This window comes from Allomuricauda sp. F6463D (assembly GCF_023015965.1).
In the GTDB taxonomy this organism is placed as follows: domain Bacteria; phylum Bacteroidota; class Bacteroidia; order Flavobacteriales; family Flavobacteriaceae; genus Flagellimonas.
Genome location: NZ_JALKAN010000003.1, coordinates 35167 through 48975, shown reverse-complemented (window position 1 = coordinate 48975; position 13809 = coordinate 35167). Strand labels below are relative to the sequence as shown.

Genomic DNA, 13809 nt, shown 5'->3' with positions numbered 1-13809 from the left:
GAAGGCGGATATTGATTTTATATTTCCAAAACTGCATTCTCCGTACCCGCATAATCGTTCCATTGGTAACGGTCGGCTTCAGTATCGTTGATGTAATTATCATCCACCAAATACCTAAATTCGAAGCTGTTTTCTATGGGAAGGTCAAATGTACCCTTAAACGTTCCGTTCTTTAATTTTTTTAAACTACTTTTTTTTGGGTTCCATTCGTTGAAATCTCCAACTACAGAAACCATTTTTGCCTCTTCTACCGGAACAGTAAAGGTTACTTTGCAAACCGGCTTGCTCTTTAAGTATTGTTTTTTTATTGCCATGGACCAAAATTTTAAATTCCAGTACAAAGCAATACATAAAACCCCTTATTTACAATAGGTTAGATTGGATTTATTAAATTGATAAAATGCACCTAACAATAAAAACACTTTTAGCAAATAAAATCAACAATTTTTATCAATTATTATTTTGACAACCAACGCTTTAACAGCTTAAAAACAACATCCACCTCTTCTTCGGTATTGTAAAAATGAAAACTCAATCGAATTCCGTCTCCTCTTAGTGACGCAACGATGTTTTCTTCTGCCAGTCTGTTAAAAAGCTTCTCGTCCCCTTTAATATTAAAAATGGTGCTATGTTGTTTTCTTTTTAGAATCGACGGCGCTAAAAGGTCCAATTCGGAAAAGGCGGACATGGCCTTTTTGGATAGTTTTTCCAACTGCACCTGCACGTTGTCCAAGCCAATTTCGTCCAAAAAATTAAGCGCAAACTCCAAACTTCCAAAATTGAAGGAATCAAGATGGCCGGGTTCCAAGAATTTACAGAAAGGTATGTTATTGCGTTGAGACGCATCGTTGTTAACAGAGCCGTTTCCAATGCCCCGCAATTGAAATTGATCCATTACCCCGTCTTTGATCAGAAAAAAACCATTACCGTAACCAGCGAGCAGCCATTTATATGCACTTGCTCCTAAAACATCAATTCCTGAATCTTCAAAATCAAACGGCTCTATACCACAATATTGGGTCCCATCTGCCATAATAATCAAGTTCGGAAACTCCTTTTTCAAATCTTTAAGAAAATCAAAGTCTATGAGGACACCGTCCATCCACTGCACCAAACTAAGCGCCAATACATCAATTCCGTAAACTTTTACTTTTTCATGGATATTTGCCTCCATGTTTTCATCTGCATCTACATACTCCCGGTTAAAATTACGGGTCTCAAAAGGCCAGTTAACACTAGGATAGTCTTTGTTTACAAGCAACACTTTTTTATCCTTGGGCAGGCCTTCCAACAATAGGTTAAATCCCAGACTGAAATTTGGAACCATAGCCACGTTATCGGGTTTGCAATTAAAAACACCACCAATGGTTTTCTTAATCACTGGCATGTGTGCAAAACCTTTGTTTTTCATTTCGCTACCACCAATGAGGTAATCTAGATCATGCCCTTGGCGCCATTCCATTAAATCTTCGCTCAACAGACCTGCGGATGCAGTGTTGGCATAAATACATTGGTTTAGAACTGGGAATTTTTTTCTTAGACTCTGCATATCTGGATATTTGTATACAATTCAGTTATCTTTGTTTATAAAGATAGCTATTCCATGTTGTCATTTGGTAAAAAGAAGAAGCCCGAAATAGATTTGGAACAACACGAGCTTTTGGAGAATGCGCAAAAACGTATCAAACAAAAGAAAAGGTTGTTCTCCCACTTGGTTATTTTTTTGATTGGAAGCATTTTTCTGATTATCGCCAACAAAGTATTAAAGTATGGAGAAGTTTATGATTGGTCCATCTGGATTGTAGCGGTTTGGACTTTTTTACTTGCTCTACACACCTTTAATGTGTTTGTGACCCACAAATTTATGGGACAAAATTGGGAACGCCTACAGCGTGAACGTTTAGTTGATCTTCAAAAAAAACGTATAGGTGAAATACAAAAAGAAATAGAAACAGACTTTCCTCTTTCCAAAATAAATAAAAAAAAAGACCAGTGAAAAAGTTGATCATTATTGCTGCAGCCGCAGAAAACAATGCTCTGGGAAAGAACAATGAACTGATTTGGCATTTACCGGATGATTTTAAACGTTTTAAGGAGTTAACCTCTGGACACAAGATCATAATGGGCAGAAAGACTCTGGAAAGCTTTCCAAAACCGTTACCCAACAGAACACATATTGCCATTACCCGCGATGAGGATTACATTCCCAGATTCCCCTGTACGGTTGTACACTCCATTAGCGATGCGATTGCCTTGGTCGAGGACAATGAAACTGCTTTTATTATTGGTGGAGGCCAGATTTACAAACAATCTATGGCCGTGGCCACCGATATGGAACTTACTCGTGTACACGGGAAATTTGAGGCTGATGCTTTTTTTCCAGAAATTGAAAAGGAACAATGGGAATTATTGAACGAGGAGTATCATCCCAAAGATGATAGGCACAAATATGATTTCACTTATCTTACCTACATCAAAAAGTAATATCTAAAAGTCCAGCTTAGAAACTTGTGCAGTTGGCCAATCAATTAGATCCTTAAGTACTTTCACACTTGCATTGGTATAAAAAACATGTTCTGCCCTATCAATACTATTGGAGAGTAGCTTATTGCGACCCAATACTGTTTTGGTTTGACAGGCAACTGCTTCACCCGAGTCTATTATAGTGACATCATTGGGTAAAATTTCTTTAATTACCGGCATCAAATAAGGATAGTGCGTACAACCCAATACCAAACAATCAATGTTTAGTTCCAGCATGGGCTCCAAAAAACTGGTAAGAAGACGCTTAACCTCCTCAGAATATAGTTGGCCCGACTCAATGAGCTCCACCAAACCTGTTCCTTCCTGCTCCACCACAGTAATTCCTTCTGCAAAGAGCTTTGACGTATTGTGGAACAGACTGCTTGATAGGGTGCCTTTGGTGGCCAACACCCCTATTTTATTTGTTTTGGTTTGAAGAGCAGCTGGTTTTATTGCTGGTTCTATCCCAATGAAAGGCACATTATAATGATTTCGAAGATAATTTATGGCATTTGTTGTGGCCGTGTTGCAGGCCACTATAATGATTTTACATCCTTTATTGAGCAAAAGCTCTGTGTTCTTGATGCTAAGTCGTAGTATCTCTTCTTTTGTTTTTTCACCATAGGGAGCATTGATACTATCGGCCAAATAAATGGTATTTTCTTTGGGAAGCATTTTAACCACTTCCTTCCATATGGAAGTACCCCCTACTCCTGAATCAAATATTCCTATTGGTTTTGCCATGCTTAAAAATAGTTCCTTAAATTTTATGGCACAAAAAAACCGCTTTTTTAAAAAAAGCGGTTTTAAAATATTTTTAAAACGCTGGTCTAAAAGCCCAATTCCTGCTTTACAGCTGGCAAAAGATCTTTTCCTTTAGCTACGATTAGGCTCAATCCTGGACTTGCGTCGATTACATAATCAAACCCTTCTGCTGCTGCAACTTTTTCAATAGCTGCCTTGGCTTTGTCTGATATTGGTGCGAACAACTCTTGTTGCTTTGTTTGCATTTCTTGCATAGCGGCTTGCTCAGCCTCCTGGATATTTTTTTCGAATCCTTGAAGCTCTACTGCTCTTTGTTCGTTTTCTTCCCTTGTTTTTGAAGTAGCTTCGTTTTGGTATTGGGTATACTTATTTTGAAGCTCTGTCATTGAGCTTTGTATATCCGCTCTATAGGTTTCCTGTAATTTCTTCAATTCAGCTTGTGCAGTCTTCATCTCTGGCATTTCTGACAATAGTTGCTGTACATTAATGTGGGCAACTTTGCTCTGTGCATTTACAAAACCCGTAGCCGCAACAAATAATACTATGGCTACAGCAATCTTTTTTACATTTTTCATGATTCTCTACGTTACTATTTTGACTTTAAATTTAGTGTTTCAATATATAATTATCCTATTGAATCCTTTGATTGTTCTTGCGTTTTTTTTCGTGCCTCCAATTTAGCTTTTCGTTGGGCCTCACGCTCTTCCAATAGTTTCTTTCTCCGTTCTTCGTATGCTTTCTTTCGTTCTTCCCGTTCTTGTAGCTTTTCAGCTCTCCGTTCCTCCGCTTCCTTTTCTTTTTCTACTTGAGCCTGCTCAGCTTTTTCCTGTCTTTCTTTCAAGGCTTCGCTGATTTGGCCCTCCTCTTCTTTAAACTGTTCCAAACGACTTTGCTCCTGTTGTTTTTTATTGGAAGCGCTCACTTTTCTAGTGCGACCTATCTCTCTTAGGACCAAGTCACTTATATCGTGCCGTTTTTCGGAATACAACATTACAACATCTGCGGATTTATCAAAAATAAAATCGTATCTTTTATTACCACCGATTTTTTGAACCTCATTGAAAACCTGATCTTGTATAGGCTGAATCAACAGTTGTTTTTGTAATACCAAATCTCCCTGCGGTCCAAAACGATCTTGTTGATAGTCCAGCATTTCTTTTTCCAAAATCTGGATTTCTTCTTCTCGTTCTAAAACCAGCTCATCAGTAAGAAGTACTTTTTCTGCCATCAAATCTTTTTTCATTTGATCGATAACACTTTGCTTCAGTTCAATTTCCTGCTTCCACCTTTGAGCTTTGGCATTTAATTGTTCCGTAGCATCCCTGTATTCCTCAACATTTTCCAAGATATACTCCATGTCAACATATCCAATACGCACACCCCTTTGAGAGAATCCGTATAAAGAAGACATCAAAACAACTATTGATAAAAGAACTTTGGTATTCATCTTTGATTCCGCATTTTACATAGAAAATATCGTGCCAAAATTACTAATTAATTTAAAATGAAACATTTACAAATTAGCAATACACGTTTTTTCATTGATTAAAATTGCTGCCCGATGATGAAGTGTGTTTGCCAGCCACTTGGCCCCACCGATCCTGGACGGGCATCTGAATCGAAGCCATAACCAAAATCAATCCCTAATAGTCCGAATGCTGGCATGAATATACGCAGCCCCATTCCGGCAGATCTTTTTAACTCAAACGGATTATAATCGTTAAAATTGTTGAACGCATTACCTGCCTCTAAAAAAGATAATGCATAAATCGAAGCAGATGGCTTTAAAGTAAGTGGATAACGCAACTCCAATGAGAATTTATTATAAATTGTTCCACCGTCCTGCTCCAAATTACCAGTTATAGCATTTGAAATATATGGTGTGAGGGACTGGTTCTCATAACCACGTAGCTGCACCACATCCCTGCCGTCCAAGGTAAAGTTTCCAAGACCATCACCTCCTACATAAAAACGCTCAAAGGGTACATCCCCGATGTCGTGGTTATAGGCTCCTAAAAATCCAAACTCTGCATTGGTACGCAATACTAGTTTATCCACTAGCGTAGTATACCAATCACCCTTAAATTTTATTTTGTAGTACTCCAATAATTTAAAGCGTTCCTCTTCCATGCTTTCCAGCTCATTGCTCAATTGTTCAAACTCAAGCTGCTCCTCTGCCGTCTCTGGCTGTCCAATTTCAAAAAGTCTCTGGGTGGTATCGTCGATGTCTTGCCTCAATTGCTTGTGATCTTTTCCACTGAACAAAGAGTATGGAGGTGTAAATTTCGCTGTCAACTCAAAATTAGAACCTGAAGTGGGAAATATTCTGCTAGGCCCTTGTGAACTTCTGGAAATTCCAAAGGTATAGCTCAAGGAATTGGAACTACCGTTACCAAAATTGAAGAGCCCACTGTTATAATCGTTAAAATCGTACAACTGATAACTGACCGAATGTGATAGCGTAAAGAAATCATCGGGCCATTGTACTCGTTTGGCCAAACCAGCCGAAAGCCCTGTAATGGCAAAACCACGTGATTTATCAACATCCAAACGCCCATTCTGGTCATAACCGGTAGCAAATTGCTGTGTCCTGGAAAGTGACAGATTGAACCTGACCGGTTTCTTACCTCCCAACCATGGTTCTGAAAAATTCAGACTATAAACACGGAATGTCCTACTCGCCTGCAAACGCAGAGCAAAAGTTTGACCATCTCCCATGGGAACCGGTTTATAAGCTTCTTTGTTAAAAATGTTCTTTAAGGAAAAGTTACTAAAAGATAGACCCAATGTACCTATGAAACCTCCACCTCCGAAACCACCTTGCAATTCAATTTGGCTAGATCCTGATTCAACCAGACTGTAATTAACATCTACGGTTCCTGCATTGGGGTCTGGGTTAATAATATCCGGAACTATTTGTTCGGCATCAAAAAATCCAAGCTGACCCAATTCACGTATTGTTCTTACAATGTTGGATTTACTATATTTTTGACCGGGTCTTGTGCGGATCTCCCTATATATAACATGGTCGTTGGTTTTGTCGTTACCAGATACCGTTACATGATTCAAAAAGGTCTCTTTCCCTTCAATGATTCGTATTTCAAAATCGATGGTATCGTTTACCGCAGATACCTCAACCGGGTTAATACTGGAAAACAAATATCCATTATTTTGGTAAAGATTGGTCAAATCAGCTGCATCTGGGTCTGAATCGTCTGCGATTCGCTCTTTCAGCAAAACCCCGTTATACGTGTCCCCTTTTTTAATTCCTAGTACTTGACTCAACATCCTATCGGTGTACACAGAATTTCCAACAAAGTTAATGTCACCAAAATAGTATCTATCTCCTTCTTCTACCTTTATGGTAAGTTCAATATTCTTTTCGTCCAATTTCACAAAAGTGTCCGATAGAACTCTTGCATCCCTATACCCTCTTTCAGCATAGGTATCCATTAGACTTGAAAGATCTTCATCAAAATCGGCCGCAATATATTTGGACTTCTTCCAAAAACGGTAGAATTTTTTCTTCTTGGTGTTTTTTAATGATTTCTTAAGTCGTTTATCAGATAGCTTTTCATTGCCTTCAAAGTTGATGCTCTTAATTTTCACCTTATCTCCTTTGTTCACATTGATGACCATGTTCTGAAGATTGTTCCCTGTAGAATCGGCAGAGGTAGCGATATTTACCTTGGCATTAAGAAAGCCTTGTTTTTTGTACTTGTTCTGAAGGTAGTTTTTAGTGTTGGCTATTAAACTCTCCGTAATCTTTTTACCCTTTTTGAGGTCGGTGTCATCAATGATATCTTCAACTTTTCGTTTTTTGATACCATATACTATTACATTGTTCAGTGTTGGACGTTCTGTAATACTTAGTTCCAAAAATATTTTGTCGTCCTCGATGCTGGTGTAGAACATTTCAACATTGCTGAACAAATCCAGGTTCCAAAGTTTCTTGATCACTGCACTAATTTCATCTCCCGGCACTTTTATTGGTTGACCAACTCGCAGCCCTGTGTAGCTTTTTACAGTTTGCTCGTTATAACTTTGCAGTCCTGTTACCGTTAATCCGCCCAATATATATTGTTTGCCCTCTTCAAAAGAGGTTTCTTGGGCAACACCCTTCACTGAAAATAATAATAAGGGGATAAAAAAGGCTAAAAGTATGGAGTTTGTGATACCCTTAGTTAAGTTGTTCGCTCGTTTTTCCAAATCGTCGTTCTCTATTTTGGTAACTTAATATGGCCTGTACCAAATGGTTTTCTCTAAAATCAGGCCAAAATACATCAATAAAATATAATTCGGCATATGCAATCTGCCAAAGTAAAAAATTACTTATCCTACATTCACCGCTAGTACGTATTAGCAGGTCTACATCAGGCAAAAAGTGCGCGTAAAGATGTGTATTTATAACTGTTTCATCAATATTTTCAGGGGAAATTATGTTATTTTTAACTTTGACCGCAATCTCTTGAACCGCTGTTTTTATCTCTTCTCGAGAGCCATAGCTCAATGCAAGCGTAAGTATCATCCCCGAATTGTTTTCGGTTTTGGACATAACCTCGGTGAGTTCTTTATGTACTTTTTTGGGCAAAGTGTCTGTTTTACCAATTGTCTTTAGCCGTATATTATTTTTATTTAAAGTCTTTAATTCCTTTTTTAGCACATTTACTAAAAGTCTCATTAAAGTATCCACCTCATTCTTTGGTCGCTTCCAGTTTTCAGTGGAGAAGGCGTAAAGGGTTAAGAAAGGGATTTGCAGCTTCGCACAACTTTCAACGGTCTGGTGAACGGCATCCACTCCATTTTCGTGTCCAAATATTCGAAGTTTGCCACGTTGTTTTGCCCACCTTCCATTACCATCCATTATAATGGCGATATGTTGTGGTAGTTTATTTTTGTCTAAATCCTCTAGTGTGTTCATTTTATTGAAAACAATCCTGGCAAGGTTTACGTCCAAAGGTATAAGTCAAAGTTATACCTGAAAAAACGTACCAGTCATCGCTCAATATATTTCCGAATCGGAATTGCTCAAAATTGGAACCTTCTGGGTTACTCGCGTCCAAATTGTCCGTAAAAGTATATCTGGCCCCAATTTCGGCTCCAAGAATCAGAAATTGATTTAAACGATACTTAGCCCCAACCGTCATTGGAATTGCAAAACTACCTTCTTTTTGGTTAATATCTTGCATTTGAAGGGCATCAATATAATTAAAATCATATCTAAAATAGGTGAAACCAGTGTAAAGGTAGGGTGTAAAGGCCGGTCCGAGCTTATGTAGGTTATATTCCACGAAGTTAATTTCCAGTCCTGCGGAGAATTCCAAAATGGAATTATCGACTTGGTATCCCCTTTGCCGTCTGGACTCCATATTAGATTTGCTATCATCGGCGGTAACGTTCCCATAAAGCACACTAGCACGCCAAGCATAACGCTTGCCTTTGTTCCATTTAAAGATTCCACCAAATGAAGGCCCTGAAGGTAAAATATAATTTGTCCTCCCTACATCACCTATCACATTGGCGCCCCCGGCAAACACACCTATCTCGTAGGTCTGTGCACTTACTTTTATCACACAGCATAGAAAAACAGCCAAAACTATCCGCATACGATCCAAAGAGTTTGAAGAATTAAGAGTAAAGGAAGTTCTATAGAATTATATTTAAAATTGTTCTCCCTTGTTAAACAGTTTTTCGTTTCTTTTATTGTTTTTAATGATATCAATTGCGTCGATCTTCCCCCCAAAGCAGTTTATTGCGCAATGTTTTTAAAAAACTTTCAGATTTGTATTCAATCATTTTTATGGTAAAATCTGCCTTTTTGATTCGAATTTCCTTCCCGTTTGGAATATCGGCAATACGCGAATCCAAAGACACTAAATGTGTTTGTTCCCTACCGGAAACCTTTAACCTAATCTGGGTGCTATCAGAAATCACTAACGGACGGGCATTTAGATTATGAGGTGCAATAGGTGTTAACACCAAGGATTTTGCAGATGGTGCTATTACTGGACCGCCACAACTTAAAGAATAGCCTGTTGAACCTGTCGGGGTTGAAACAATAAGACCATCGGACCAATAAGACGTTAAATACTCATCGTCCAACCAAGTTTCTACCGTAATCATGGATGTGGTGTCCTTGCGGCTTACTGTAATCTCGTTCAAAGCAAAGTTGAGGCCGTTGAACTCATCCAATTCAGAGTTCAGTTCCACTTCCACTAAGCTACGCTCTACAATGGTATAATGTCCTGCCTTAAACTCGGTTACCAGTTTACGTACGTTCTCTTTCTTAAAAGTGGACAAAAAACCCAAACGCCCAGTATTCACCCCAACTATGGGTATTCCGTAATCTTTTATATATGTAACGGCGCGCAACATAGTCCCATCGCCTCCAAAACTCACAAACAAATCAAAAGATGAGTCCAACCCTTTGGATTGGCTAAATGTTCCCTTAACAAGTTCTTTGGTACTTAGAGCTATGAGTTCATTAAAACTTTCCTCAACATATACGGACGCATTCAACTTTTTCAATTCCTCCAAAAGCTCCTCTACACAAAGCTGGTCGTCTTCTTGAAATGAATGACCGTAAATGGCTACCTTCATATTAAACGTTAAGATATTTTTCCAAATAATCGGAACGCTGCTTCAAATCTTCCAAGAACTGATCATCGCTGTTCCCATAAATTATGGTGTAATTATACCTTCTAAATGTCTGGGCCACTTCATTTAAACTCTGCGCACCGACTTTTAAGGTAATTTGTACGATATCGTTCTCTGATGCGGTGATAAAAGCACCCAACAAGCGTGCATTATTACCTTCAACAATTTGGGCAATCTCACTAAATGAATAATCTTTTGCCCCGATTGAAACTATCAAAATAGCTCCAGGCTCCCTAAAGAAAGGGGTGTCAATAAATACATCCACTACATCTTCAAGATCATAATAACCAACAACTAAACGATTCTCATCCAGAACGGGCAATATATTGGCTTCGTTCCTAGAAAACATTTCAAGCAAATCCAACCAACCGGTATCCTTCGTCACAAAAAAATCCTCCATTTCAAACCTAAAATCTTCAATCTTTTTTTCAGGTTCAAAACAGGCAAGGTCGTTTTCGGAGAGCAATCCTAAATAAGCACTGTGCTCTGTCACACCCACATGGGAATACGTGGTCTCTTCAAAAAACGTGATTACGTCCTTCAAGTTTTCAGAAACCTCATAAACTGGAACTGTTTTGATTATTTTATCTTGGATGTTCATAAGTCATGTATTAAGTGCAAAATACTAATTTAAAATGGCAAAAGGCATGCCGAATTCTTATTTTTGACAATCTAAAAAAGAACTCCATGACAAAGTTAAGTGTCAATATAAATAAACTGGCAACTTTACGAAATTCCAGAGGCGGCAACATGCCCAACCTTATAACTTCAGCCAAGGATATCGAATCCTTTGGTGCCCAAGGCATCACAATACATCCAAGACCTGATGAACGTCATATTCGTTATCAAGATTCCAGAGACCTGAAAAAAGTGGTCACTACAGAATTTAACATCGAAGGCAATCCCATTCCAAAATTTATCGATCTAGTGCTCGAAGTGAAACCGACCCAAGTAACATTGGTTCCCGATGCAGAAAATGCCATTACTTCCAATGCAGGCTGGAACACTGTAAAACACAAAGATTTTTTGATTGATGTGATATCAACTTTTAAAGAAAACGGTATCCGTACTTCTATTTTTGTGGACCCTGATGATAACATGGTAAAAGGAGCAGCGGAAACCGGCACGGACCGAATCGAACTTTACACCGAAAGTTATGCCGTAGAATTTACAAAAGACAATAAAGAAGAAGGTATTGCCCCTTTTATCAAAGCGGCTGAAATGGCACATCAAGTTGGTCTCGGACTCAATGCTGGGCACGACCTTAATTTGGACAATATCAAATATTTTAAAGAAAAAATTCCACATCTTTTAGAAGTTTCCATCGGACATGCATTGATTTGCGAATCCCTTTACCTAGGTCTTGAAAATGTTGTGAACATGTATTTAGATCGTTTAAAATAATGGAAGTATTACATTCAAAAATATTGGGACAAGGGCAACCTTTCATCATACTTCATGGCTTTTTGGGAATGTCTGACAATTGGAAAACCTTAGGTTCCAAATATTCCGAAAACGGGCTTGAAGTCCACTTGGTAGACCAACGAAACCACGGTAAAAGTTTTCATGCCGCTGAATTCAACTATGACCTGCTAAGCGATGACGTCATCAATTACATGGACCACCACAATATAGAAACCGCGTATATAATGGGCCATTCCATGGGTGGCAAAACAGCCATGCAATTGGCAACTTCACACCCAGAAAGAGTATCAAAATTGATTGTAGCCGATATTGCCCCAAAATTTTATCCACCCCATCACGATTTTATCTTCAATGGTCTCTCAAAATTGGATTTGGATAAAATATCAGACCGTAGGGAGGCCGATGACGAGCTTTCAAAATATATTAAGGATAAAGGAATTAGACAGTTTTTACTAAAAAATCTGTATTGGGCAGAAAAAGGAAAGTTAGATTTTCGTTTCAATCATAAAGTACTCGAAAACCGAATGGAGGATATTGGCGAGAATATATATCCCAACGCCGTATTTAACGGACCAACCCTATTTTTACGAGGAGATCGTTCCGAATACATACAAACCAACGATTTTATGGAAATCAAAAAACACTTTCCGAACGCCGATATCGAAACTATAGATAATGCTGGCCATTGGCTTCATGCAGAAAATCCAAAACAGTTTTTTGAAAAGAGTCTCAAGTTTTTAAATTCTTAAAATTAGCCCCTTTTTATTATGCATGCATAATTTTTTTGCCCATTTAATTGTCTGTATGACAAATTTAATATAGATTTGGTTAGTTCTGGTTTTACCATGACAACAAACATACACTACTAACTGAAATAGATAATTTGATATGAAAAAGTTTTATGCCTTTCTCCCATTTCTAGGCTTATTCTTGATTGCATGCGAAGATGATACCCCAATCGACACACCAACCCCAGAGCCCGTTGCATATACTGCAGGAACTGCAAATTTTTCCAACTATGTAGCCATTGGAAACTCATTGACTGCCGGTTATTCCGATAATGCTTTGTTCATTGACGGTCAAACAGCATCTTTTCCGAACATGTTGGCCTCAAATTTTGCATTGGTCGGAGGTGGAAATTTTGAAATACCTTTAATGGCGGACAATTTAGGAGGGATGACTCTTCAAGGAAACCCATTAGTTGGCAATAGATTAATATTATCCTTTCTAGGCGAAAGTCCAAGCCCCGTCCCTGTTGAAGGACAAGGCACTACTGATGTCGCCGTTAAATTGCCTGGAACATACAACAATATGGGTGTACCTGGATCAAAAAGTTACGAATTGCTTGCGCCCGGATATGGTAGCGTCGCAGGAGTGGGCCTAGGAACCGCGAACCCCTATTTCGCAAGATTTTCTTCCTCCGAATCAGCCACTGTAATCGGTGATGCTGCAGCGCAGGGGGCTACTTTTTTTACCGTATGGGTAGGAGCCAACGATATTCTACAATATGCTACTGGTGGAGGAACCGGTGTTGACCAAGCAGGAAATCTGGATCCAAGCACTTATTCTAGAAATGATATTACAGACCCCAATGTATTCGCTGGAGCACTTGATGGTATTTTGCAAGCAATGACAGCCAATGAAGCGGAAGGTGCAATAGCTAATTTGCCCAATGTAACAGATATACCATATTTTACCACCGTTCCACACAACCCTATCCCTTTGGATGAAGCTACGGCCGGTTTTTTAAATAGTATGGACGCCTATGGCGCTTATAATGCCGGTTTGGCCCAGTTACAACAACTGAATTTGATTTCCGAAGAAGAATTGACACAAAGAACCATCACATTTTCGCCAGGAGAAGGTAACGCTGTAGTGATCTTTGATGAGGATTTAACAGATTTGACAGGTTTCAATCCTGCATTGACAAATATGAGACAAGCTACAGATAAAGACTTACTGGTACTTACAGCAAGTTCCTTTATTGGTACCCTTGCCGACCCGAACAACCCAACATCCATAAATGGAGTTGCCGTTCCTTTGGGAGATGAGTGGGTTTTGACACCCGACGAACAAGATCTTGTGGAAACAGCACTGGATTCGTACAACCAAACCATTGCCGGTTTAGCAACTGCCTACGACCTTGCCTTTGTGGATGCCAATTCCCTATTGGGCGAACTGAACAGCACTGGATTCCAACAAGCTGACGGTAGTATTGTGAATGCCAAATTTGCAACCGGCGGAGGATTTTCCTTGGACGGTGTTCATCCAGCACCGAGAGGCTACGCAATTGTAGCCAATGCATTTATTGCAGCAATAAACACAAAATACGGATCTAATTTACCAGGTGTAAATCCTTTGGAATATACCGGGTTATATATTGACTAAGCAAACATTATTTTTTTTATCTTGAAGGCACCGATATACGGTGCCTTTTTT

Annotated in this window: 15 protein-coding genes; 5 read left to right on the top strand and 10 right to left on the bottom strand. The window is 38.9% G+C overall.

The features are described 5' to 3' along the window. Positions 1-17: 17 nt before the first annotated feature. Positions 18-314: an isoamylase early set domain-containing protein gene (locus MWU56_RS13895; protein WP_247045337.1), complete on the bottom strand. Its 297-nt coding sequence runs from the start codon at positions 312-314 to the stop codon at positions 18-20. A 143-nt stretch (positions 315-457) separates the two neighbouring features. Further along, on the bottom strand, positions 458-1549 hold the full coding sequence (locus MWU56_RS13890) for an aminotransferase class V-fold PLP-dependent enzyme (RefSeq protein WP_247045335.1): 1092 nt from the start codon (positions 1547-1549) through the stop codon (positions 458-460). A gap of 54 nt (positions 1550-1603) precedes the next feature. Between MWU56_RS13890 and MWU56_RS13885 the strand changes: the two genes are divergently transcribed. Both MWU56_RS13885 and MWU56_RS13880 read left to right on the top strand, forming a co-directional pair. Further along, entirely contained in the window at positions 1604-1996 is a 393-nt protein-coding gene (locus MWU56_RS13885; protein ID WP_247045333.1) for a 2TM domain-containing protein, read from the top strand. Continuing rightward, positions 1993-2484: a dihydrofolate reductase gene (locus MWU56_RS13880; RefSeq protein WP_247045331.1), complete on the top strand. Its 492-nt coding sequence runs from the start codon at positions 1993-1995 to the stop codon at positions 2482-2484. The genes MWU56_RS13885 and MWU56_RS13880 overlap by 4 nt, the downstream gene beginning before the upstream one ends. 3 nt (positions 2485-2487) lie before the next feature. Here the strand turns inward: MWU56_RS13880 and murI are convergent, their stop codons facing one another. The 8 genes from murI to MWU56_RS13840 form a co-directional block, all read right to left on the bottom strand. Then, positions 2488-3267 (bottom strand): glutamate racemase, encoded by a 780-nt coding sequence (murI, locus tag MWU56_RS13875; protein ID WP_247045329.1) that lies wholly within the window; start codon positions 3265-3267, stop codon positions 2488-2490. Between the two features lie 86 nt (positions 3268-3353). Further along, positions 3354-3863, bottom strand: coding sequence for an OmpH family outer membrane protein (locus MWU56_RS13870; protein ID WP_247045327.1), 510 nt, complete (start codon positions 3861-3863; stop codon positions 3354-3356). A 50-nt stretch (positions 3864-3913) separates the two neighbouring features. Beyond that, positions 3914-4735, bottom strand: coding sequence for an OmpH family outer membrane protein (locus MWU56_RS13865; protein ID WP_247045326.1), 822 nt, complete (start codon positions 4733-4735; stop codon positions 3914-3916). A 98-nt stretch (positions 4736-4833) separates the two neighbouring features. Further along, positions 4834-7497, bottom strand: a complete 2664-nt coding sequence (bamA, locus tag MWU56_RS13860) for an outer membrane protein assembly factor BamA (protein WP_247045324.1) — start codon at positions 7495-7497, stop codon at positions 4834-4836. Next, complete coding sequence (locus MWU56_RS13855) at positions 7469-8209, bottom strand: isoprenyl transferase (protein ID WP_247045322.1); 741 nt, start codon at positions 8207-8209, stop codon at positions 7469-7471. The genes bamA and MWU56_RS13855 overlap by 29 nt, the downstream gene beginning before the upstream one ends. A gap of 1 nt (position 8210) precedes the next feature. Then, positions 8211-8894 (bottom strand): DUF6089 family protein, encoded by a 684-nt coding sequence (locus MWU56_RS13850; RefSeq protein ID WP_247045320.1) that lies wholly within the window; start codon positions 8892-8894, stop codon positions 8211-8213. A gap of 112 nt (positions 8895-9006) precedes the next feature. Continuing rightward, positions 9007-9888 (bottom strand): NAD kinase, encoded by an 882-nt coding sequence (locus tag MWU56_RS13845; RefSeq protein ID WP_247045318.1) that lies wholly within the window; start codon positions 9886-9888, stop codon positions 9007-9009. A 1-nt stretch (position 9889) separates the two neighbouring features. Continuing rightward, entirely contained in the window at positions 9890-10546 is a 657-nt protein-coding gene (locus MWU56_RS13840; protein WP_247045316.1) for a CBS domain-containing protein, read from the bottom strand. A gap of 86 nt (positions 10547-10632) precedes the next feature. On the opposite strand from MWU56_RS13840, the gene MWU56_RS13835 reads away from it, so the two are divergent. The 3 genes from MWU56_RS13835 (at position 10633) to MWU56_RS13825 (ending at position 13758) form a co-directional block, all read left to right on the top strand. Next, positions 10633-11349 carry a pyridoxine 5'-phosphate synthase gene (locus MWU56_RS13835; protein ID WP_247045314.1) on the top strand — a complete coding sequence of 239 codons (717 nt, stop codon included), beginning with the start codon at positions 10633-10635 and terminating at the stop codon, positions 11347-11349. Next, positions 11349-12119: an alpha/beta fold hydrolase gene (locus tag MWU56_RS13830; protein WP_247045313.1), complete on the top strand. Its 771-nt coding sequence runs from the start codon at positions 11349-11351 to the stop codon at positions 12117-12119. Before MWU56_RS13835 ends, MWU56_RS13830 begins: the two co-directional genes overlap by 1 nt. A 139-nt stretch (positions 12120-12258) precedes the next feature. Further along, positions 12259-13758 carry a G-D-S-L family lipolytic protein gene (locus tag MWU56_RS13825; RefSeq protein ID WP_247045311.1) on the top strand — a complete coding sequence of 500 codons (1500 nt, stop codon included), beginning with the start codon at positions 12259-12261 and terminating at the stop codon, positions 13756-13758. Positions 13759-13809: the final 51 nt, after the last annotated feature.